General features: G+C 66.3%; 17 protein-coding genes. 5 read left to right on the top strand and 12 right to left on the bottom strand.

Features of this window, described 5'->3' with window-relative positions; all coding sequences use genetic code 11:
• Positions 1 to 53: 53 nt before the first annotated feature.
• Complete coding sequence (locus tag MasN3_RS08970) at positions 54 to 1556, top strand: leucyl aminopeptidase (RefSeq protein ID WP_281913646.1); 1503 nt, start codon at positions 54 to 56, stop codon at positions 1554 to 1556.
• Between the two features lie 100 nt (positions 1557 to 1656).
• Here MasN3_RS08970 and MasN3_RS08965 read toward each other — a convergent pair whose 3' ends face one another.
• From MasN3_RS08965 to MasN3_RS08955, 3 genes are all read right to left on the bottom strand, one after another.
• Positions 1657 to 2115: a hypothetical protein gene (locus MasN3_RS08965; RefSeq protein ID WP_281913645.1), complete on the bottom strand. Its 459-nt coding sequence runs from the start codon at positions 2113 to 2115 to the stop codon at positions 1657 to 1659.
• A 69-nt stretch (positions 2116 to 2184) separates the two neighbouring features.
• Complete coding sequence (locus MasN3_RS08960) at positions 2185 to 2409, bottom strand: DUF1653 domain-containing protein (RefSeq protein ID WP_281913644.1); 225 nt, start codon at positions 2407 to 2409, stop codon at positions 2185 to 2187.
• On the bottom strand, positions 2410 to 2760 hold the full coding sequence (locus MasN3_RS08955) for a hypothetical protein (protein ID WP_281913643.1): 351 nt from the start codon (positions 2758 to 2760) through the stop codon (positions 2410 to 2412). It lies immediately after the preceding gene.
• 500 nt (positions 2761 to 3260) lie between these two features.
• On the opposite strand from MasN3_RS08955, the gene xth reads away from it, so the two are divergent.
• Positions 3261 to 4028, top strand: a complete 768-nt coding sequence (gene xth / locus MasN3_RS08950) for an exodeoxyribonuclease III (RefSeq protein WP_281914468.1) — start codon at positions 3261 to 3263, stop codon at positions 4026 to 4028.
• A 3-nt stretch (positions 4029 to 4031) separates the two neighbouring features.
• On the opposite strand, the gene MasN3_RS08945 is transcribed toward xth, so the two are convergent.
• From MasN3_RS08945 to MasN3_RS08915, 7 genes are all read right to left on the bottom strand, one after another.
• Complete coding sequence (locus MasN3_RS08945) at positions 4032 to 6641, bottom strand: sensor domain-containing protein (RefSeq protein ID WP_281913641.1); 2610 nt, start codon at positions 6639 to 6641, stop codon at positions 4032 to 4034.
• 140 nt (positions 6642 to 6781) lie between these two features.
• On the bottom strand, positions 6782 to 7987 hold the full coding sequence (gene prpF, locus MasN3_RS08940; RefSeq protein WP_281913640.1) for a 2-methylaconitate cis-trans isomerase PrpF: 1206 nt from the start codon (positions 7985 to 7987) through the stop codon (positions 6782 to 6784).
• A 123-nt stretch (positions 7988 to 8110) separates the two neighbouring features.
• Positions 8111 to 10717 (bottom strand): Fe/S-dependent 2-methylisocitrate dehydratase AcnD, encoded by a 2607-nt coding sequence (gene acnD / locus MasN3_RS08935; RefSeq protein ID WP_281913639.1) that lies wholly within the window; start codon positions 10715 to 10717, stop codon positions 8111 to 8113.
• Between the two features lie 18 nt (positions 10718 to 10735).
• Complete coding sequence (prpC, locus tag MasN3_RS08930; protein ID WP_281913638.1) at positions 10736 to 11896, bottom strand: bifunctional 2-methylcitrate synthase/citrate synthase; 1161 nt, start codon at positions 11894 to 11896, stop codon at positions 10736 to 10738.
• Between the two features lie 23 nt (positions 11897 to 11919).
• Entirely contained in the window at positions 11920 to 12810 is an 891-nt protein-coding gene (prpB, locus tag MasN3_RS08925; protein WP_281913636.1) for a methylisocitrate lyase, read from the bottom strand.
• Positions 12811 to 13013: 203 nt separating this feature from the next.
• Complete coding sequence (locus MasN3_RS08920) at positions 13014 to 14675, bottom strand: cation acetate symporter (protein ID WP_281913634.1); 1662 nt, start codon at positions 14673 to 14675, stop codon at positions 13014 to 13016.
• Positions 14672 to 15010 (bottom strand): DUF485 domain-containing protein, encoded by a 339-nt coding sequence (locus tag MasN3_RS08915; protein WP_281913633.1) that lies wholly within the window; start codon positions 15008 to 15010, stop codon positions 14672 to 14674. The genes MasN3_RS08920 and MasN3_RS08915 overlap by 4 nt, the downstream gene beginning before the upstream one ends.
• Before the next feature lie 161 nt (positions 15011 to 15171).
• On the opposite strand from MasN3_RS08915, the gene prpR reads away from it, so the two are divergent.
• The 3 genes from prpR to MasN3_RS08900 all read left to right on the top strand — a co-directional run bounded on the left by prpR (position 15172) and on the right by MasN3_RS08900 (position 19601).
• Positions 15172 to 16782, top strand: a complete 1611-nt coding sequence (gene prpR, locus MasN3_RS08910) for a propionate catabolism operon regulatory protein PrpR (RefSeq protein WP_281913631.1) — start codon at positions 15172 to 15174, stop codon at positions 16780 to 16782.
• Between the two features lie 270 nt (positions 16783 to 17052).
• Positions 17053 to 18432 carry a cystathionine beta-synthase gene (locus tag MasN3_RS08905; RefSeq protein WP_281913630.1) on the top strand — a complete coding sequence of 460 codons (1380 nt, stop codon included), beginning with the start codon at positions 17053 to 17055 and terminating at the stop codon, positions 18430 to 18432.
• Entirely contained in the window at positions 18429 to 19601 is a 1173-nt protein-coding gene (locus tag MasN3_RS08900) for a trans-sulfuration enzyme family protein (protein ID WP_281913629.1), read from the top strand. Before MasN3_RS08905 ends, MasN3_RS08900 begins: the two co-directional genes overlap by 4 nt.
• Here the strand turns inward: MasN3_RS08900 and MasN3_RS08895 are convergent, their stop codons facing one another.
• Positions 19602 to 20747: a GGDEF domain-containing protein gene (locus MasN3_RS08895; RefSeq protein ID WP_281913628.1), complete on the bottom strand. Its 1146-nt coding sequence runs from the start codon at positions 20745 to 20747 to the stop codon at positions 19602 to 19604.
• 218 nt (positions 20748 to 20965) lie between these two features.
• Positions 20966 to 21700 (bottom strand): SDR family NAD(P)-dependent oxidoreductase, encoded by a 735-nt coding sequence (locus MasN3_RS08890; protein ID WP_281913626.1) that lies wholly within the window; start codon positions 21698 to 21700, stop codon positions 20966 to 20968.
• Positions 21701 to 21702 lie beyond the last annotated feature (2 nt).

Below are 21702 nucleotides of genomic sequence, written 5' to 3'. Positions count from 1 at the left end.
GTTAGGCACGTTTGTTTGCAAATGCGCCGCGAAATCAAACCGGAGAACCAAAAATGGACTTTAGCATAAAAGCATTCGACACCAAGACCACCCTGGCCGCCGCGAAAGCCGGCGTGGTGGCGGTTGCCGTGTTCGAAAACAAGACCCTGTCGCAGGCTGCCAAGGCGCTCGATGCCGGCGGCGACATCACCGCGGCGCTCAAGTCCGGCGACATCAGCGGCAAGGCCGGTTCGACCCTGCTGCTGCGCGGCCTGAAGGGCGTGAGCGCGGCACGCGTGCTGCTGGTCGGCATGGGCACGGCCGAGGAAATCAGCGAAAAGAACTACAGCACCGCGCTCGCGGCCAGCCTGAAGGTATTCGCCACCCTGGGCAGCCAGGATGCCATTATCGCATTCCCGCTGGCGGATGTGAAAGACCGCGACGTCAACTGGGCGGTGCGCGCACTCGTGATCGCGGCCAACGAGACCGAGCACCGTACTGATACGCAGAAGAGCAAGAAGGACCCGGCGGCCAGCGGCGTGCGCAAAATCGTCATCGCGGCCGACGCCGCGAACGCCGCCACTGCGCTCAAGCCGACCCTGGCCCAGGCCATCGCGATCTCGAACGGCATGGCGCTGACCAAGGAACTGGGCAACCTGTCTCCCAACGTCTGCACCCCGACCTACCTGGCCAACACCGCGCGCCAGCTGGCCGACCAGTATGGCTTCGAGATCGAAGTCCTGGAACGCAAGCAGCTCGAAGCGCTGAAGATGGGCAGTTTCCTGTCGGTGGCCAAGGGCAGCGACGAAGCGCCGAAGTTCATCGTGCTCAAGCACATGGGCGGCAACAAGAAGGATGCGCCGACCGTGCTGGTCGGCAAGGGCATCACCTTCGACACCGGCGGCATCTCGATCAAGGCCGGTCCCGGCATGGACGAGATGAAGTACGACATGTGCGGCGCCGGCTCAGTGCTGGGCACCTTCCGCGCGATCGGCGAGATGAATCTGAAGCTGAACGTGATCGGCATCGTGGCGGCCTGCGAAAACATGCCGTCCGGCCGCGCCAGCAAGCCGGGTGACATCGTGACCTCGATGAACGGCCTGACCATCGAAATCCTGAATACCGACGCCGAAGGCCGCCTGATCCTGTGCGACGCCCTCACCTACGCCGAGCGCTTCAAGCCGGCCGCCGTGGTCGACGTCGCCACCCTCACCGGCGCCTGCGTCATTGCCCTCGGCCACCACACCAGCGGCCTGTTCACCCGCCACGACGAGGCCCACGACGCCCTGGCCCAGGAACTGCTGGACGCCGGCAAGCAGGCCGGCGACGTCGCATGGCGCTTCCCGCTGGGCGAGAACTACAACGAGCAGCTCAAGTCGAACTTCGCCGACCTGGCCAACATCGGCACCCCGGGCGCGGCCTCGATCACCGCGGCCTGCTTCCTGGAAAACTTCACCCGCAAGTACACCTGGGCTCACCTGGACATCGCCGGCACCGCCTGGAAGTCGGGTGCGAACAAGGGCGCGACCGGCCGTCCGGTGCCGCTCCTGACCACCTTCCTGATGAACCGCGTGTAAGACGTGAAAACGCCATGATGAAATATTCTTTCATCATGGCGTCATCGGTGAAATATTATTTCACGAACAACATAGCCCCGCATGCGGGGCTATGTTTCTTTCAGAATACCGGACTCTGTACCCGTTCGGCCGCCGCCAGTTCCGCGGGCGGCTTTGCCGGCGTCATCAACACGGTCAGGTTGGCGGGATAGGCCCAGCTGGCGCCCGAGTACTTGTCCACCGCGATGCCCATGCCGGCGCTGATCACCACATTGCCCATCAGGCTCATCGCATCGGGACGCGAGCCGAAGGCTTCCTGGCCCATCCCGATTCCCGCCTTCTTGCAGCTCACGACCAGCGGCTCGGCGCTGCGCGCGATGGTGACGCGCCCGGGCGCCACCACGAACCAGCGGCCGAGATTATTGCTCAGAAGGCAACCGACACCGGAGACTTCCTGGTAATCGAGCACGGCGTGCAGTTCGACCTGCTGCTGCAGGGGCGCATCCGACACGGTGGCGCAAGCGCCCAGCACCAGGGGTGCACACAGGAATGAGAGGAACAACCGGGGAAAACGCGCCATGGAGCCACCAGAAATGCTGTATGCCTCCATTAACGGCAGGCACAAGCAGATCCTGAAGGGTTGGAGCGCCTAAGGCTCCTGGTCGTCCATGGCTGCGGGAAGCGCACTGAAGCGCGGCACGGCCGCGCCGTCGACGCTGACGGTCTCGAAGAAGGCGGCGCGCGGACGCACCCAGACGGCGCCGTCCTGGCCGCGATAGACCATCACGGGCGTGTGGTCCGCTTCCATGACGGCCTCGCAGACCAGCTCGTAGATGCCGCCCTTGTAGTGGCGGTAGCGCCTGGCAAGACCCACTCAGGCCTTGGTCTCTTCCAGCGTCTTCTGCTTCTTCTTGAGGCCCTGGATGACCTTCAGCACGCCTTCCATGCCGGCGGCTTCATCCAGCTCGCTGAAGGCGTCGAGCACTTCGTTGAGCACGCGGTTGCGCACCGCGGCTTCGTCTTGCGTCACCGCAGGCTTTTGCTCGGCGTCCCTGGCGAACTTCGACGGCGCCTCGGCCGCGGCCTTGGCGCCATGCGTCAGGGCTGCCTGCCAGATCACCCAGCGGCGCTGGGTTTCATAGACGAGGTATTCCTCGGGCTTGTCTTCGCGGCGGCGCGTGATGTGGCCTTCGCGTTGGGCCCACGCTTCGAATGCATTGCGCATTTCAGTCCTTTGTAAATCGGCGTTCGGGTTCATTTGCTATCGAAAAAACAAGATTCCGAATAGTACCATTTTGCATCTTGCCAACATGTGCGCACGATTCAACGAGCATGCGGCAACCGAACTTATTTCTGGGTGGGCAAATAGTACAGCGTTAGTTGCCCTAACGCAATTATTATATTCCACACAGAAACAGTGTTAAATGCTTCGGCGCTAGTTTAATTCTTTTGCGAACATTTTTACAGCCCGCACAGCATAAAATCGTCAATTTTTTATTATTCTATTAAGTTATTCTAGCATAGCGCCTTGCATTGTACGCAATGTTAGTGGCTATTTATTAACAGTTGCCGCGTGACTGGCATAAATACAACTGTCATATTATTGGCGTTTATTCATCGAGAATACATCGGCGAATTGGCATGCATGAAAGTGATGGCGCCGCCGGCCCTCCGCTGGTCCTGCAAACGGTTTATGATGCCGCCTTTGCCACCTATCCCGTGCCCATGAAGATCGCCACCTGGAACGTCAATTCGCTGAAAGTCCGCCTCCAGCACCTGCTCACCTGGCTGGAAGCCAATCCGGTCGACGTCCTGTGCATCCAGGAGACCAAGCTCACCGACGACAAATTCCCGCTGGCCGAGATCAACGCGGCCGGCTACCACGTCGTTTTTGCCGGCCAGAAAACCTATAACGGCGTGGCGATCCTCTCGAAGCACCCGATCGAGGACGTCTTGATCGGCAATCCCCATTTCGAAGACGAGCAGCAGCGCCTGATCGCCGCGACCATCGCCGGCATGCGCATCATCTGCGCCTATGTGGTGAACGGCCAGGAGATCGGCAGCGACAAGTTCGCCTACAAGATGGCCTGGCTGGAAGGGCTGCACACCTGGGTGACCGAGGAAATGCGCAGGCATCCAGCGCTGGCCGTGCTGGGCGACTACAACATCGCCCCAGAAGCGCGCGACGTGCACGAGCCAAGCGAATGGGAAAACCACATCCACTTCACCGCGCCGGAACGCGCGGCGCTCGCGGCGCTGATGGAGCTGGGCTTGCAGGATGCCTTCCGCCTGTTCGAGCAGCCGGACAAGCAGTACAGCTGGTGGGACTACCGCAACCTGGCCTTCCGCCGCAACCGCGGGCTGCGCATCGACCACATCCTGCTCACCGAGGCGCTGGCGAAACGCTGCACGGCCTGCCACATCGACCGCGACACCCGCAAGTGGGAACAGCCGTCGGACCATGCGCCGGTGGTCGCGACCCTCGCGGACTGACCCTCAAGCGGCCAGCAGCCGCGCCACATCAAGGGCCGGAAGTGGCCGCGCGAACAGGTAGCCCTGCGCGAACTGGCAACCGTAGCCGCCCAGCAGCGCGAGCTGCCCCTCGGTCTCGACGCCTTCGGCCACCACCGACAGCCCCAGGCTGTTGGCCAGCGCCATCACCGCCGCCACGATGGCGCGGTCTTCCGCACTGGCTTCCAGCTCGCGCACGAAGGCGCGGTCGATCTTGATCTTGCGGACCGGGAAGCGCTTCAGGTAAGCCAGGCTCGAGTAACCGGTGCCGAAATCGTCGATCGACAGGCACATGCCCATGTCGTTGATCTGGCGCAGGATCTCGAGCGTCTGGCCGCCGTGCTGCATCAGCGCGGTCTCGGTCAACTCGAATTCCACCAGCGCGGGATCGATGCCGGTCTCGCCGACGATGCGGCGGATCGACGACACCAGAGCGTCATGCATGAACTGGCGCGCCGACAGGTTGATCGCCAGCGGGACCGCCAGCAGGCCCTGGCGCTGCCAGGCGATGCTCTGTTCGCAGGCACTGCGGACCACCCACTCCCCCACCGGCACGATCATCCCGTTCTCTTCCAGGATCGGGATGAATTCGTCCGGCCCCACCAGCAGCCGGCCGTCCCGGCGCCAGCGCAGCAGCACCTCGAGCCCGTGCAGGCGGCGCGTGGCGGTTTCGATGATGGGCTGGTAGTGCAGCTCGAATTCCTCGCGCGCGAGCGCCCCGCGCAGGTTGGATTCCAGCTCGAAGCGGCGCGCCGCCGCCTGGTTCATGCGCTGGTCGAAGAACTGGTAGTTGTTGCGCCCCAGGGCCTTGGCGTGGTACATCGCCGCGTCGGCATGGCGCATCAGGGTGTCGACGTCGTCGCCGTCGTCGGGGCACAGGCAGATGCCGATCGAGGGCGTGATGTGCAGGCTGCGGCCGTCGAACGGGAACGGGGTGGCCAGCAGGTCGATGATCTTGTCGGCCACCTGCGCGCAGTCGCGCGCGCCGCCGACATCCGGCAGCAGCACCACGAACTCGTCGCCGCCGAGGCGCGCCACGGTGTCGCTGTCGCGCACCGCCGTGCACAGGCGCCGCGTGACCTCGCGCAGCAGCTGGTCGCCGGTGGCGTGGCCGAGCGAGTCGTTGATGGTCTTGAAGCGGTCGAGGTCGAGGAACATCACGGCCAGCTTGCGTCCGCTCCGGTGGGCCGCGCGCAGCGCGCACTCGAGCCGGTCGGACAGCAGCGCGCGGTTCGGCAGCCCGGTCAGGCTGTCGTGGTAGGCCATGTGGTGCGCCCGCGCCTCGGCCTGGCGCCGTTCCGCGATCTCCTCCTGCAGCAAGGCGTTGGCCCCGGCCAGTTCGGCGGTGCGCTCGGCCACCCGGATCTCGAGCTCGTCGCGCGCGCGCCGGATCGCGTCGGCCGCCTCGCGCCGCGCGGTGACGTCGTCGATCAGCCAGACGCTGCGTCCGCTGCGCTGGTCGGCGTCGAACAGGCGGCCCGACAGGCGCGCCCAGAACAGGGTGCCGTCGCGCCGCGCCATCCGGTATTCCGCCGTGTGCACCTGGCCCGCGCCGAAGCTGCGCGCGGTGTCGAGGCGCGCCAGCCTCCAGCTGGCCTCGTCCGGATACAGGGAGCGCACCGGGGCGCCATCCATGCCGCCGGCGGGACTGCCGAACAGCTCTTCCATCTTGCTGTTGCAATGCAGGGTGACGCCGTTCTCGACCACCGCGATGCCGAGCACCGCGTTGTCGAGGATGGCGCGGTTCTCCATCAGCGCATTGCGCAGCTGGACCTCATCCTCTTTCTCGCGCGTGCGGTCCTCGTACATCCACACGGTGCCCAGGTCCGGGTCGTCCGGATTGAACAGGTAGCCGTTGACCTGCACCCAGATCGGCGCGCCGTCCTTGCGCACCAGTTCCAGTTCGACGCGGTACGGCAGGCCGCGCGCCAGCTGCGGACAGGAGCGCGCGCCGCCCGCGACGAAACTGTCGTCGTCCGGGTACAGGATACGGGTCGAGCGCCCCAGCGCCTCGCCGTCGCGCCAGCCGAACATGGCGGCAAAGGCCGGGTTGTAGCGCTGGATCACGCGGTTGCGCGAGAACATGATGCCGATCGTGGCATTGGTCATGATGGCCTGGACCTCGATCATGGCCTGGCGCGTCTGCGTCACGTCCTCGGCGATCCAGATGGTGCCGGCCTCGCGCGCGCCGGGGTCGACCGCGCGGCCGCGCAGGCGCGCCCACATGATCGAGCCGTCGCGCCGGCGGAAGGGGTGCTCGCCCTTCTCGTACAGGCCGCCGGTGGCCAGCACGGGATAGGCTTCCGACACCAGCGCCTGGTAGGCATCGGGCGAGGTGAAGATGTCGGCCGGACGCAGGCGGCTCAGTTCGGAGTAGGAATAGTCGAGCATCTCGCAGATGCGCGGATTGCAGGACTTGAACTGCCCCGGCAGCGTAAACACGATGCCGACCGGGGCGTTTTCCAGGATGGCGTGCTGGTCGCGCAGGGCGATGCGCAGCATGTCCTGCTCGAGATCGCGCGCGTCAAGCGGCGGCGCCGGGTCGGCAGAGGCGCTGCCCGCTGCGAGCTGGAGCTCGCCGGAGTGTCGGTCCATGGTTCCTGATTGTCTCGCGGCTAACTTGCCAATTTGGAAATCATAAACCACAAAGCCGTGATGCTCCAAAACTAAAAAGCACAAATGATGGGCCGTGTTGTTGCGGCCCATCAATCGTTTCATCGAGCATTTCTTCGAGTTTATTCGAAATAATCGCCCGGGACGCGCACCCAGCCTTCCATCAGCACGCGTGCGCTGCGGCTCATGATCGCTTTGGCGACGCTCCATTCGCCGTTCGACTGCACCGCTTCCGCCCCGACCCGCAGGGTACCGGAGGGGTGGCCGAAGCGCACCGCCACGCGCTCGCCGCCACCGGCCGCCAGGTTGACCAGGGTGCCGGGAATGGCGGCGGCGGTGCCGATCGCCACCGCGGCCGTGCCCATCATCGCGTGGTGCAGCTTGCCCATCGAGAGCGCGCGCACCAGGAGGTCGATGTCGGACGCCGACACCTGCTTGCCGCTCGATGAGACATAGCCCGCCGGCTTCGCCACGAAGGCCACCTTGGGTGTGTGCTGGCGCTTGGCCGCCTCTTCGATGCTGGCGATCAGGCCCATGCGCAGGGCGCCGTGGGCGCGGATGGTCTCGAACATGGCCAGCGCGCGCGGGTCGCCGTTGATGGCCTCCTGCAGCTCGGTGCCGATGTAGCCGATCGCCTCGGCGTTCACGAAGATGGTCGGGATGCCGGCGTTGATCATGGTCGCCTGCAGCCGCCCGACGCCCGGGACATCCAGCTCGTCGACCAGGTTCCCGGTCGGGAACATCGAACTTGCCACACCCGCGCCGGCGCCCTCCTCCTCGGCCGCCGGGTCGAGGAATTCCAGCTGCACCTCGGCCGCCGGGAAGGTCACGCCGTCGAGTTCGAAGTCGCCGGTTTCCTGCACTTCGCCGTTCGTGACCGGGACGTGGGCGACGATGGTCTTGCCGATGTTGGCCTGCCAGATGCGTACAGTCGCCATGCCGTCCCGCGGCACGCGCGCCGGGTCGACCAGGCCGCTGGCGATGGCGAACGAGCCGACCGCCGAGGACAGGTTGCCGCAATTGCCGCTCCAGTCGACGAAAGCCTTGTCGATCGCGACCTGGCCGAACAGGTAGTCGACGTCGTGATCCGGGCGGGTACTGCGGTCGACGATCACGGTTTTGCTGGTGCTGGAGGTGGCGCCGCCCATGCCGTCGATCTGCTTGCCGTAGGGGTCGGGGCTGCCGATCACGCGCAGCAGGAGCGCGTCGCGCGCCGGGCCGGGCATGCGCGCGGCTTCCGGGAGGTCTTGCAGGCGGAAGAACACGCCTTTGCTGGTGCCGCCACGCATGTAGGTGGCGGGGATCTTGATTTGGGGGGTGTGTGCCATATGAATCCTTGTTTGGCCATGCAAACGCTGGTTGAACGCGTGGGCAGGGAACCTTCCCACCCTACGGGTATCGATGTTCGGGTGGGCGGGTCCCCCGCCCACGCGTTCAAATCACGTTCGCAATTATGCGGCGACTTTCGGAACCGACGACTCGAGGAAATCCTGCGCGAAGCGCTGCAACACCCCGCCCGCCTCATAGATCGCCACTTCCTCGGCGGTGTCGAGGCGGCAGGTCACCGGGACCTCGACGCGCTCGCCGTTGCTGCGGTGGACGACCAGGATCAGGTCGGTGCGCGGCGTGCGTTCGCCGATCACGTCGAAGGTTTCGGTGCCGTCCAGCCCCAGGCTCATGCGGTTCACGCCCGGCTTGAACTCGAGCGGCAGCACGCCCATGCCGACCAGGTTGGTGCGGTGGATGCGCTCGAAGCCTTCGGCCACGATCGCTTCCACGCCCGCCAGGCGCACGCCCTTGGCCGCCCAGTCGCGCGAGGAGCCCTGGCCGTAGTCGGCGCCGGCGATCACGATCAGGGGCTGCTTGCGCTCCATGTAGGTCTCGATCGCTTCCCACATGCGCGTCACCTCCCCTTCCGGCTCGATGCGCGCCAAGGACCCGGCTTTCACGTTGCCCATGGCGTCTTTCACCATCTCGTTCTTCAGGGTCGGATTGGCGAAGGTGGCGCGCTGCGCGGTCAGGTGGTCGCCGCGGTGGGTCGCGTAGGAATTGAAGTCCTCTTCCGGCAGGCCCATCTTGGCCAGGTATTCGCCGGCGGCCGAGTCCAGCAGGATCGCGTTCGACGGCGACAGGTGGTCGGTGGTGATGTTGTCGCCCAGGATGGCCAGCGGACGCATGCCGGAAAGCGTGCGCTCGCCGGCCAGTGCGCCTTCCCAGTAGGGCGGACGGCGGATATAGGTGCTCTGCGGGCGCCAGTCGTACAGCGGGCTGACCTGTTCTCCGTCGTCGGCCACGCGCGCGAACATCGGCGTGTAGACCTTGCGGAACTGCTCCGGCTTGACGCTGTTTGCCACTACGGCATCGATCTCTTCGTCCGACGGCCACAGGTCGGCCAGGCGGATTTCTTTACCAGAAGCATCCAGGCCCAGCACGTCCTTCTCGATGTCGAAACGGATGGTGCCGGCGATCGCGTAAGCCACCACCAGCGGCGGCGAAGCCAGGAAGGCCTGCTTGGCGTAGGGGTGGATGCGGCCGTCGAAGTTGCGGTTGCCCGACAGGACGGCGGTCGCGTACAGGTCGCGCTCGATGATCTCCTGCTGGATCGTCGGCTCGAGCGCGCCGCTCATGCCATTGCAGGTGGTGCAGGCAAAGGCGACCACGCCGAAGCCCAGCTTTTCCAGCTCGGGCATCAGGCCGGCTTCTTCCAGGTACAGGGCCACGGCCTTGGAACCCGGCGCGAGCGAACTCTTGACCCAGGGCTTGCGGACCAGTCCCGCGCGGTTGGCGTTGCGGGCAATCAGGCCGGCCGCGATCATGTTGCGCGGGTTGTTGGTGTTGGTGCAGCTGGTGATCGCCGCGATGATCACGGCGCCATCCGGCATCAGGCCGGCTTCGTTTTCCACCTTGCCGGCAATGCCGCGCTCGGCCAGTTCCGAGGTCGGCACGCGCTTGTGGGGGTTCGACGGACCGGCGATGTTGCGCACCACCGAGGACAGGTCGAACGAGAGCACGCGCTCGTACTGGGCGTTCGTCAAGCTGTCGGCCCACAGGCCGGCTTGCTTGGCATAGCTTTCCACCAGCTGCACGGTCTCTTCCTCGCGGCCGGTCAGGCGCAGGTACTTGATGGTCTGCTCGTCGATGTAGAACATCGCGGCGGTGGCGCCGAATTCGGGCGCCATGTTCGAGATGGTGGCGCGGTCGCCCAGGGTCAGGCTCGCGGCGCCTTCGCCGTAGAACTCGAGGTAGCTTGATACCACCTTCGCCTTGCGCAGGAACTCGGTCAGCGCCAGCACGATGTCGGTGGCGGTGATGCCGGGCTGCGCTTTGCCGGTCAGCTCGACGCCGACGATGTCCGGCAGGCGCATGTACGAGGCACGGCCCAGCATGACGCTCTCCGCTTCCAGGCCGCCCACGCCGATGGCGATCACGCCCAGGGCATCGACCATCGGGGTGTGCGAATCGGTGCCGACCAGGGTGTCCGGATAGGCCACGCCCTTCTCGCTCTGGATCACGGGCGACATGCGCTCGAGGTTGATCTGGTGCAGGATGCCGTTGCCCGGCGGGATCACGTCGACGTTCTGGAAGGCCTTCTTGGTCCACTCGATGAAGTGGAAGCGGTCCTCGTTGCGGCGGTCCTCGATGGCGCGGTTCTTGGCGAAGGCGTCCGGGTCGAAGCCGCCGCACTCGACGGCCAGCGAGTGGTCCACCACCAGCTGGGTCGGCACCACCGGATTGACCAGGGCCGGGTCGCCGCCCTGCCCTGCGATGGCGTCGCGCAGGCCGGCCAGGTCGACCAGGGCGGTCTGGCCCAGGATGTCGTGGCAGACCACGCGCGCCGGGAACCAGGGGAAGTCGAGGTCGCGCTTGCGCTCGATGATCTGCTTGAGGCTGTCGGTCATGCTGGCCGGGTCGCAGCGGCGCACCAGGTTCTCGGCCAGCACGCGCGAGGTATAGGGCAGCGTGTCATAGGCGCCGGGCTGGATGGCCTCGACCGCGGCGCGCGTGTCGAAGTAGTCCAGCGAGGTGCCCGGGAGGGGTTTGCGGTGATTGGTGTTCATGATTCGTCGTTCGGTCACTTACTTGCGATCGGCGATCGGCACGAACTGCAGGTCTTCCGGACCCACGTAGTTCGCGCTCGGGCGGATGATCTTGTTGTCGATACGCTGCTCGATGATGTGCGCGGCCCAGCCGGAGGTGCGCGAGATCACGAACAGCGGCGTGAACATGGCGGTCGGCACGCCCATCATGTGGTAAGAGACGGCCGAGAACCAGTCCAGGTTCGGGAACATTTTCTTGACTTCCCACATCACCGATTCCAGGCGCTCGGCGATGTCGAACATCTTCATCGAGCCGGCTTCCTGCGACAGGGTGCGCGCCACTTCCTTGATCACCACGTTGCGCGGGTCGCTGATGGTGTACACCGGGTGGCCGAAGCCGATCACGACTTCCTTGTTGGCGACGCGGTTGCGGATGTCGGCTTCGGCCTCGTCGGCGTTCTCGTAGCGCTTCTGGATGTCCAGGGCCACTTCGTTGGCGCCGCCGTGCTTCGGTCCGCGCAGCGCGCCGATCGCGCCGGTGATGGCCGAGTGGATGTCCGAGCCGGTGCCGGCGATCACGCGCGAGGTGAAGGTCGAGGCGTTGAATTCGTGCTCGGCGTACAGGATCAGCGAGGTGTGCATCGCGCGCACCCAGGACTCGCGCGGCTTTTCGCCATGCAGCAGGTGCAGGAAGTGGCCGCCGATCGAATCGTCGTCGGTCTCGACCTCGATGCGGCGGCCGCTATGGCTGAAGTGGTACCAGTACAGCAGCATGGACCCGAAGGAGGCCATCAGGCGGTCGGCGATGTCGCGCGCGCCCGGGATGTTGTGGTCGTCCTTTTCCGGCAGGGTGCAGCCCAGCACCGACACGCCGCTGCGCATCACGTCCATCGGATGGGCGGCGGCCGGCAGCGCTTCCAGCGCGCTCTTGACCGCCTGCGGCAGGCCGCGCAGCGATTTCAGCTTGGCCTTGTAGCCCTTCAGTTCGGCACTGGTGGGCAGCTTGCCGTGCACCAGCAGGTAGGCGATCTCTTCGAATTCGCAGGTGGTGGCGACGTCCAGGATGTCGTAGCCGCGGTAGTGCAGATCGTTGCCGCTCTTGCCGACCGAGCACAGCGCGGTATTGCCGGCGGCGACGCCGGACAGGGCCACCGATTTCTTCGGCTTGAACGTTGGGGTCTCGTTGTTCTGGGTGCTCATGCTTAGGCTCTCCTGATAGCGAATTATTTGGTCTTCTTCTGGGCGAACAGCGCGTCCAGTTTCTGTTCGTAGCTGTGGTAGTCGATGCGGTCGTACAGTTCGGCGCGGGTCTGCATGGTGTCGAGCACGTTCTTCTGGGTGCCGTCGCGGCGGATCGCGTTGTAGACGTTCTCGGCCGCCTTGTTCATGGCGCGGAAGGCCGACAGCGGGTACAGGGCGATGCCGACGCCGGCGCTGCGCAGCTCGTCCAGCGTGAACAGCGGGGTCGCGCCGAACTCGGTGATGTTGGCCAGCACCGGCACCTTCACGGCATCGGCGAACTGTTTATACATCTCGAGGCTGGTCATGGCTTCGGGGAAGATCATGTCGGCGCCGGCTTCCACGCAGGCAACGGCGCGCTCGATGGCGGCGTCCAGGCCTTCCACAGCCAGTGCGTCGGTGCGCGCCATGATGACGAACTGCTCGTCGGTACGGGCGTCGGCGGCCGCCTTCACGCGGTCGACCATCTCGTCCTTGCTGACGATTTCCTTGCCCGGACGGTGGCCGCAGCGCTTGGCGCCGACCTGGTCCTCGATGTGGCAGGCGGCGGCGCCGGCCTTGATGAGCGAGCGCACGGTGCGCGCGACGTTGAAGGCCGAGGCGCCGAAACCGGTGTCGATGTCGACCAGCAATGGCAGGTCGCACACGTCGGTGATGCGGCGCACGTCGATCAGGACATCTTCCAGGCTCGAGATGCCGAGGTCCGGCAGGCCCAGGGAACCGGCGGCGACGCCGCCTCCCGACAGGTAGATGGCGCGGTAGCCGGCACGCTTGGCCAGCAGCGCGTGGTTGGCGTTGATGGCGCCGATGACCTGCAGCGGGGATTCTTCCTGGACGGCCTGGCGGAACGCGGCGCCGGCGGAGTAGTGGCTCATGCTGAAGCTTTCGAATGGAGGGTTGATCGGATATGTCCTTCTTAATGCAATTGGTGTGCCAGCGCGGCTTTGCTTGAAAATCAAGGACTTGGCGCGTCCACCTCCTCTCACATGTTTCAGTGAAACGAAACGTGAAACACCAATGAAACATTGTAGCAACAAAAAAACCCCGCCGCAGCGGGGTTTGGTTCGGGCGTAGGCGCTTAGTGTGCGCTTGCCGCGGCCGCACCGATACCGGTTTCCGAACGCACTTCCTGCGCTTCGAAGCCGGCCTTGTCGATCGCGGCGCGCGGGCTCTTGTCGGTCACCGAGAAGAACCAGATGCCGAAGAAGCCGACCGCCATCGAGAAGATCGCCGGCGAGGTATAGGGGAAGATCGCCGTGGCGTTGCCCAGCACGTCGACCCACACCGACTTCGACACCAGGGTCAGCACGACCGCCGTCGCCAGGCCCAGGAAGCCGCCGACGGTGGCGCCGCGGGTGGTGCAATCCTTCCACAGCACCGACATGAACAGCACCGGGAAGTTGGCCGAGGCCGCGATCGCGAAGGCCAGCGACACCATGAAGGCGACGTTCTGCTTTTCGAACGCGATCCCGAGCAGCACTGCGATCACGCCCAGCGCGATGGTGGTGATCTTCGAGACCTTCAGTTCGTCGGCGCTGTTGGCCTTGCCTTTCTTGAACACGGTGGCGTACAGGTCGTGCGACACCGCCGAGGCGCCCGACAGGGTCAGGCCGGCCACCACCGCCAGGATGGTCGCGAAGGCCACTGCCGAGATGAAGCCCAGGAAGATATCGCCGCCCACGGCATTGGCCAGGTGCACCGCCGCCATGTTGTTGCCGCCGAGGAGCTTGCCGGCCGCATCCTTGAAGGCCGGGTTGGTACCGACCAGCACGATCGCGCCGAAGCCGATGATGAAGGTCAGGATGTAGAAGTAGCCGATCCAGGTGGTGGCCCACAGCACCGACTTGCGCGCCTCCTTCGCGCTCGGGACGGTGAAGAAGCGCATCAGGATGTGCGGCAGGCCGGCGGTGCCGAACATCAGCGCCATGCCGAAGGAGATCGCCGAGATCGGGTCTTTCAGGAAGGTGCCCGGGCCCATGATGGAATCGCCCTTGGCGTGCACTTCGGTGGCGGCCGAGAACAGCTGTTCCGGGCTGAAGTTGTACTGCGCCAGCACCGCGAAGGCCATGTAGGAAGCGCCCGACAGCAGCAGCACCGCCTTGATGATCTGCACCCAGGTGGTCGCGGTCATGCCGCCGAACAGCACGTAGACCATCATCAGGACGCCGACGATGACGACGGCGATCCAGTATTCCAGGCCGAACAGCAGCTTGATCAGTTGGCCGGCGCCGACCATCTGCGCGATCAGGTAGAAGGCCACCACCACCAGGGTGCCGGAGGCCGCGAACACGCGGATCGGCTTCTGGTGGAAGCGGTAGGCGGCCACGTCGGCGAAGGTGTAGCGGCCCAGGTTGCGCAGGCGCTCGGCCATCAGGAAAGTGATGACCGGCCAGCCGACCAGGAAGCCGATCGCGTAGATCAGGCCGTCGAAGCCGTCCAGGAACACGGCGGCGGAAATGCCGAGGAAGCTTGCCGCCGACATGAAGTCGCCGGCGATCGCCAGGCCGTTCTGGAAGCCGGAAATGCCGCCGCCGGCGGTGTAGAAGTCGGAGGCCGAGCGGGTCTTGGCGGCGGCCCACTTGGTGATGAACAGGGTCAGCACCACGAAGATCGCGAACATGCTGATCGCGGTCCAGTTGGTGGCCTGCTTGGTGGCCTGGCCGAGGTCGGGCGCGGCCAGGGCGGCGCCGCCGGCAAGCAGCAGCGCCGGCGCGAGGACGAGACGGTGCAGGGTCTTCATGCCGCCACCTTCTTTCCACCGCCGTTGCCGCCGGCCACGTTGGCCTTGATGGCCTCGGTCAGCTGGTCGTACTCGCTGTTGGCGCGGCGCACGTAGATGGCGGTGACCACGACGGTGAACAGGATCACGAACAGGCCCAGGGGGATGCCCCAGGTCATGACGCCGGCGCCGATGCGGCTGCCCATGAATTCCTTGTCGAAGGCGCAGAGCAGGGTGAAGCCGTAGTACACGACCATCATGCTCCAGGTGAGCATCCAGCCGAAGCGCGAACGCTTCGTGACCAGCTTGCGATAGTTGGGGTCGGCTTTGACCCGCCGAACGATGTCTTGATCCACTTGTGTCTCCTGTTATCTATTCTGGTGATGCCTGGTATTCAGGCCTGGATCCAATCCTACGGGTGTGCCCTTACCTCATTCTTACGCTGGCTTACGCGTAACTGACAGCGGCCGGCCCCGCAAGTTCAAGGCTGGCGCATGGAATCGGCTACACTTGCCGCATGAGTTCATCCACACGCAGCCACGGCGAGGGCGGCGACAAGCCGGTCATCTGGACCGTGTCGGTGTCGCGTCTGTCCGACCTGTTCCGCGACATCACCCTCGAATACGACCACCTGGCGACGATCGAGCCGGTCCACCTCGGCTTCGACGAAGCCGCGCGCAGGCTGCGCGAGCGCCTCGCGACCGAGCGCTGCGACGTGGTGATCGCCGCCGGTTCGAACGCCGCCTACCTCAAGGGCCGGATCTCGGTGCCGGTGGTGGTGGCCAAGGCCAGCGGCTTCGACGTGATGCAGGCCCTGGCGCGCGCCCGCCGCGTCTCCAGCCGCATCGGCGTGATTACCTACCAGGCGCCGCTGCGCGAACTGGCCGAGTTCGCCGACACCTTCGGCATCGCGATCGCCCAGCGCACCTACGTGACCGAGGAAGACGCGCGCGCCTCCCTCAACGAACTCAAGGCGCTTGGGGTCGAGGTGATCGTCGGCGCCGGCTTGATCACCGACCTGGCCGAGGAAGCGGGTTTGCCCGCCGTGTTCCTGTACTCGGCCGCCTCGATCCGCCAGGCCTTCGACGACGCGCTCGAAATGGCGCGCCTGACCCGCCTGGAAGCGAGCCGCGGCCGCCGCATCGCCGGCGCGGACGCACGCCGCGCGCGGCGCGGCCTGCACGACCTGCGCGGCGAATCGCAGGCGATGGAACGCCTGCGCCAGACCGTGGTGCTGTACGCGCGCTCGCCGGCCACGGTGCTGATCCAGGGCGAGACCGGCAGCGGCAAGGAACTGGTGGCGCAGGCCATCCACCGCGAGGGCCCGGCGCGCGCCGCCAACCGTCCTTTCGTGGCGGTGAACTGCGGCGCGATCGCGGAATCGCTGCTGGAGTCCGAACTGTTCGGCCACGAGGAAGGCGCCTTCACCGGCGCGCGCCGCGGCGGCCATGCCGGCCTGTTCGAAGCGGCCAACGGCGGCACCCTGTTCCTCGACGAGATCGGCGAAATGCCGCTCGGCCTGCAGACGCGCCTGCTGCGCGTGCTCGAAGAGCGCGAAGTGATGCGCGTGGGCGGCACCCGGCCGGTGCCGGTCGAACTGCGCGTGATCAGCGCCACCCACTGCGACCTGGAAGCGCGCGTGCGCGAGGGGCGTTTCCGCGCCGACCTGTTCTACCGGCTGGCGGTGCTGCGCCTGTCCTTGCCGCCGCTGCGCGAACGGCGTGCCGACATCGTGCCGCTCGGCGAATGGTCGCTCAAGAATGCGCTGGCGGCGCTGGGCGCCAGGCCGCACCCGAACCTGCACGCCGAGATGCGGGCCTGCGCCCCGCTGCTCGAAGCCTATGGCTGGCCGGGCAACGTGCGCGAGCTGCGCAACCTGATGGAGCGGCTGGCGCTATTCCTGGCGGCGGAGCCGCTGCAGGCGCTGACGCCAAGTTTCCTGGTGTCGATTGCCCCTGAGCTAGCGAAAGGGATGGAAAAGACAGCGGCTCCGCCGGCGCCCCGGGCGGAATCAGAGAGCATCGCCGAAGTGCTGGCGCGCTTCGGCGGCCAGCGCGATGCCGCTGCCCGGCACCTGGGGATCAGCCGCACGACCCTGTGGCGACGCTTGAGAAGCGAGAATCCGTAGGGTGGGCGGGTCTCCCGCCCGCGCGTTCAACCAGCCCCAGCATCATCGCTCCTCCGCCTTGCATACGTGATGTGGACGCGCGGACGGCGAAGCCGTCCACCCTACAAAACCGACCCCGCGCTGGATCAACACCGTGTTAAATTATCGCCGTATCATGACTTTTTTACATGGCCTGGCGCCCATTGATACGAACAAGCGCCAGCTCTTCGACTAGCGCCCGCCCATGAAGCGGCGCACCGCCCGGGCCCGGCCCGGCCTGACGGAGGCACTATGCAACATGCGTCGCAAGCGGCTTTGTTTTCCCTGATCGGTGACACCCCCCTGATCGAAGTAACCCGGATCGACACCGGTCCCTGCCAGCTGTTCCTGAAGCTCGAATCCCAGAATCCCGGCGGCTCCATCAAGGACCGCATCGGCCGCGCCATGATCGAGCAGGCCGAGCACGACGGCTTGCTGGAGCCGGGCGGCACCGTGGTCGAGGCCACCGCCGGCAATACCGGCCTGGGGCTGGCCCTGGTGGCGCGCATCAAGGGCTACCGCGTGGTGCTGGTCGTCCCCGACAAGATGGCGGCCGAGAAGATCCTGCACCTCAAGGCGCTCGGCGCCGAAATCCACCTGACCCGCTCCGACGTCGGCAAGGGCCACCCCGAGTACTACCAGGACTATGCGGCGCGCCTGGCACGGGAGATTCCCGGCGCCTGGTTCGCCGACCAGTTCAACAACCCGGCCAACCCGCGCGCCCACGAGACCACCACCGGTCCCGAGATCTGGGACCAGGTCAACCACAAGCTCGACGCCATCGTGGTCGGGGTCGGCTCCTCCGGCACCCTCACCGGCCTGTCGCGCTATTTCAGGAAAACCCAGCCCAACCTGGAATTCGTGCTGGCCGACCCGCAGGGCTCGATCCTGGCCGACTACGTCAACACGGGCGTGCTGCGCCTTGATGCCGGCTCCTGGGCGGTCGAGGGCATCGGCGAGGATTTCATTCCCGGCATCGCCGACCTGTCGCGCGTGAAGAAGGCCTACACCATTCCCGACGAGGAAAGCTTCGGCACCGCGCGCCTGCTGCTGCAGCAGGAAGGCATCCTGGCCGGCTCCTCGACCGGCACCCTGCTGGCCACCGCCCTGCTCTACTGCCGCGAGCAGACCCGCCCGAAACGCGTCGTCACCTTCGTGTGCGACACCGGCACCCGCTACCTGAGCAAGGTGTACAGCGACGGCTGGATGGTCGACCAGGGCTTGATCACGCGCCCCAGGACGGGCGACCTGCGCGACCTGATCGGCCGCCGCTACGACGAGGGCGAAGTGGTCACCGTATCGCCCTCCGACACCCTGCTCACCGCCTTCAACCGCATGCGCAACGCCGACCTGCAGCAGCTGCCCGTGATCGACGACAAGGGCCGGCTGGCCGGCCTGATCGACGAGTCCGACCTGCTGCTGCACGTCAGCGCCGAACCCAAGCACTTCAGCGCACCGGTGTCGAGCACGATGACTTCCTCGCTCCAGACCCTGCTGCCCACAGCCAGCATGGGCCACCTGCGCGAGATCCTCGACCGCGGGCTGACCGCCGTGATCCATGACGGCGAACGCTTCTACGGCCTGGTCACGCGCTATGACCTGCTCAACCACCTTCGTAGGACGCTTTCATGACGGACCAGAAAAAGCACATTGCCACCCGCGTGATCCACGGCGGCCAGGCGCCGGAGCCGGCTACCGGCGCCGTGATGCCGCCGATCTTCGCCACCTCGACCTTCCGCCAGGAGAGCCCGGGCGTGCACAAGGGCCTGGACTACGGCCGCTCGCACAACCCGACCCGCTGGGCCCTGGAGCGCTGCGTGGCCGACATCGAAAGCGGCAGCGCGGCCTTCGCCTTCGCCTCCGGCCTGGCCGCGATCGCGGCGGTGCTGGAACTGCTGCCGGCGAACTCGCACATCGTGGCCGGCGACGACATGTACGGCGGCACCTTCCGCCTGTTCGAGCGCGTGCGCAGGAAGAGCGCCGGCCACAGCTTCGCCTACGCCGACCTGACCGATCCGGACGCGCTCGGCAAGGCGCTCACGCCTGAAACCAGGCTGGTGTGGGTGGAGACGCCGACCAACCCGATGCTCAAGCTGGCCGACCTGGCGGCCATCGCGGCCCTGTGCCGCGCGCGCGGCATCATCACCGTGTGCGACAACACCTTCGCCAGCCCGATTGTCCAGCGTCCGCTGGAACTCGGCTTCGACATCGTGGTGCACTCGACCACCAAGTACATGAACGGCCACTCCGACGTGATCGGCGGCGTGGCGGTGGTCGGCAGGGAGGAGCGCCATGCGGCCCTGGCCGAGGGGCTCGGCTTCATCCAGAACGCCGTGGGCGCCATCCAGGGTCCGTTCGACAGCTTCCTGGTGCTGCGCGGGATCAAGACCCTGGCCCTGCGGGTGGAGCGCAGCAGCGCCAACGCGCTGGCGCTGGCCCAGTGGCTCGAGCACGAGCCGAAGGTACGCAAGGTGTTCTATCCGGGCCTGGAATCGCACCCGCAGCACGCGCTGGCGCGGCGCCAGATGAACGGCTTCGGGGGCATCGTGTCGATCGACCTGGCCACCGACCTGGCCGGCAGCAGGCGCTTCCTGGAAGCCTGCGAGGTGTTCACCCTGGCCGAGAGCCTGGGCGGCGTCGAGAGCCTGATCGAGCACCCTGCGCTGATGACCCACGCCAGCATCCCGGCCGAGCAGCGCGCCGAGCTGGGCATCGGCGACGGCTTGATCCGCCTGTCGGTCGGGATCGAGCACCTGGAAGACCAACGCGAGGATTTGCGCCGCGCGCTGGCCGCGGTCTGATCACCCCAGCACACTGGTCGCGCGCACCCCATTGCGCCCGCCGCGCTTGACGGCATACAGCTCGACGTCGGCGGCGCCGACCAGGGTCTCGTAGCGCGCAGGCGGACGGGGTGCCCGCTCTGGCACGGTGGCGATGCCGAAGCTGGCGGTGGCCAGCACGACGCTGCCGTCCGGCATCGGCGTCGCGCTGGAGGCAAACGCCGTGCGGATGCGCTCGGCCAGCGCTTGCGCACCGGCCAGGTCGGTTTGGGGCAGCACCACCAGGAATTCTTCTCCGCCGTAGCGGATGACGCTGTCGATCGACTCGCGCGTCATCGCCCGCAGCAAGCCCGCGAACTTGTCCAGCACCGCGTCGCCGGATGCGTGGCCGTGGGTGTCATTGATGCGCTTGAAGTGGTCGATGTCGCACAGGATGACCGACAGGGCCGTTCCCTTGCCACGCGCCTGTGCCAGTTCGGCATCCAGCAAGCCGCGCTGCAATACCCGGCGGTTGAAGCAGCCGGTCAGCGCATCGCGCTCGGCCAGCTGTTGCAGCAAGACCGTGGCATGGAACTGCTCGCGCTGGGCGATGTGGTAACGGCGCGCCGCGATATACCCGATGACGTTGCTACAGATGAGCAGCAAGGCCAGGGTCAGCAGGTCGTCCTGCCTGAGCGGAAAGTGGACGAAGAGCATGGCGGCGAAAACGATGCTGGAGCCGGTCCCGAGGACCAGGGCGTAGGCAAGGCGGTTCGGGAAGATGACGTAGACCACCATCAGCATCAACGCATACGACATGGTATTCCACGGCATCGCGGCGGGCTGGTGCCAGACCGCGAGCATGAACACGGCAAGCGCCGCCAACAGTGCGAAACAGGCAACCAGTTCCGAGACCCGTGCCGAGCGCGGACGACGCGAAATGACGGCGTAGCCGGCCAGCCCCACCAGCGCGGCGCCCACGCGCAGCGCCACCAGCACCCATGCGGTCGTACCCGGGCCCAGGGTGGCGATGTCGGTAATGCCGAACGCGACGAAGAAGAAGGCTGCCAGGAGCAGGCTTGCCTTCAGCTGGGTATTGCGCTCCGGAAGGACATGCTCCAGGAAACGCCGCTCGAACGCCGGGTCCGCGAATTCGGCACGCCGTGCGGCTATGGTGGGACGCTGCATGGACGGATCTTGATACGGCACGGGATACTCTGGATTGAATGACGGATGGGCGGCGCCTGCGCTTGCCGCGCGCCAGGACAAACGGCGATTGTACCGCGCAATCCCACTTTGATGTCCATTTGGAAATAAAATGAACGCATTAAACGTTCACATATGCAAATTTTTTTGCAGGGACGACCTGCGCCATGCCGCGCGTCGCGCATGTGCTCGCGTCACCCTCACAGCCGGCACAGGCGCCCGCCGTCGGCCAGCAGGGAAGCGCCCTGGACGAAGGCGGCGTCGCTGGACGCCAGGAAGGCGATCGCGGCGGCGATATCGGCGGGCTTGCCCACCTCGGCCGCGTCGACGCGTTCGGCCCCGGATTGCACCTCCGGGTTACTCCACAGCATCGGGGTGTCGACCGCGCCGGGGAGCACGGCATTGACCCGGATGCCCTTGGGTCCGCCCTCCAGCGCCGCCGAGCGCGTCAGCGACAGCAGGGCGGCCTTGGCGGCGGCGTAGGGCGCCACGTTGACTTCGGTCTCGAGGGCGTGCACGCTCGCCACGTTGACGACCGCCCCGCCCTGCCCCATGTGCAGGAAGGCCTGCTTGATGAAGAAGAAGGCGCCGAGCAGGTCGACCTGCAGCACCTTCGTCCAGTCGGCCGCGTCGAGTTCCGCGATGGGCTTGAAGACCATCAGTCCGGCGTTGTTGACCACCGCGTCGAGCCGCCCGAAGCGCCCCATGACGCGCGCGACGGCGGCGCCGACCTGCTGCTCCACGCCGACGTCGCATGCCAGCTCGATGACGCCGCCGCGACTGCCCTGGAGCGCGGAGGCGGCCGCCGCCAGCGCCTGCGCATCGCGGTCGACCAGCGCCAGGCTGGCGCCCTCGGCGGCAAAGCGCTGCGCCGCGGCCAGGCCGATGCCGCCGGCGGCGCCGGTGACGAGTACGACTTTGCCTTCGAAACGCATGG

The sequence above is a fragment of the Massilia varians genome (assembly GCF_027923905.1).
Lineage (GTDB): Bacteria > Pseudomonadota > Gammaproteobacteria > Burkholderiales > Burkholderiaceae_D > Telluria > Telluria varians_B.
Note: the sequence above shows the minus strand (reverse complement) of the source record. Positions and strands in the feature narration are given on the sequence as shown.

Bases quoted from the DNA above. Each gene is read 5' to 3' on its own strand.
- MasN3_RS08955 (WP_281913643.1), bottom strand. From the start codon at position 2,760: ATGCGCAATGCATTCGAAGCGTGGGCCCAACGCGAAGGCCACATCACG.
- acnD (WP_281913639.1), bottom strand. From the start codon at position 10,717: ATGAACACCAATCACCGCAAACCCCTCCCGGGCACCTCGCTGGACTAC.
- xth (WP_281914468.1), top strand. From the start codon at position 3,261: ATGAAGATCGCCACCTGGAACGTCAATTCGCTGAAAGTCCGCCTCCAG.
- prpC (WP_281913638.1), bottom strand. From the start codon at position 11,896: ATGAGCACCCAGAACAACGAGACCCCAACGTTCAAGCCGAAGAAATCG.
- MasN3_RS08945 (WP_281913641.1), bottom strand. From the start codon at position 6,641: ATGGACCGACACTCCGGCGAGCTCCAGCTCGCAGCGGGCAGCGCCTCT.
- MasN3_RS08970 (WP_281913646.1), top strand. From the start codon at position 54: ATGGACTTTAGCATAAAAGCATTCGACACCAAGACCACCCTGGCCGCC.
- MasN3_RS08895 (WP_281913628.1), bottom strand. From the start codon at position 20,747: ATGCAGCGTCCCACCATAGCCGCACGGCGTGCCGAATTCGCGGACCCG.
- MasN3_RS08905 (WP_281913630.1), top strand. From the start codon at position 17,053: ATGCAACATGCGTCGCAAGCGGCTTTGTTTTCCCTGATCGGTGACACC.
- prpR (WP_281913631.1), top strand. From the start codon at position 15,172: ATGAGTTCATCCACACGCAGCCACGGCGAGGGCGGCGACAAGCCGGTC.
- prpB (WP_281913636.1), bottom strand. From the start codon at position 12,810: ATGAGCCACTACTCCGCCGGCGCCGCGTTCCGCCAGGCCGTCCAGGAA.
- MasN3_RS08920 (WP_281913634.1), bottom strand. From the start codon at position 14,675: ATGAAGACCCTGCACCGTCTCGTCCTCGCGCCGGCGCTGCTGCTTGCC.
- MasN3_RS08965 (WP_281913645.1), bottom strand. From the start codon at position 2,115: ATGGCGCGTTTTCCCCGGTTGTTCCTCTCATTCCTGTGTGCACCCCTG.
- MasN3_RS08900 (WP_281913629.1), top strand. From the start codon at position 18,429: ATGACGGACCAGAAAAAGCACATTGCCACCCGCGTGATCCACGGCGGC.
- MasN3_RS08890 (WP_281913626.1), bottom strand. From the start codon at position 21,700: ATGCGTTTCGAAGGCAAAGTCGTACTCGTCACCGGCGCCGCCGGCGGC.
- prpF (WP_281913640.1), bottom strand. From the start codon at position 7,987: ATGGCACACACCCCCCAAATCAAGATCCCCGCCACCTACATGCGTGGC.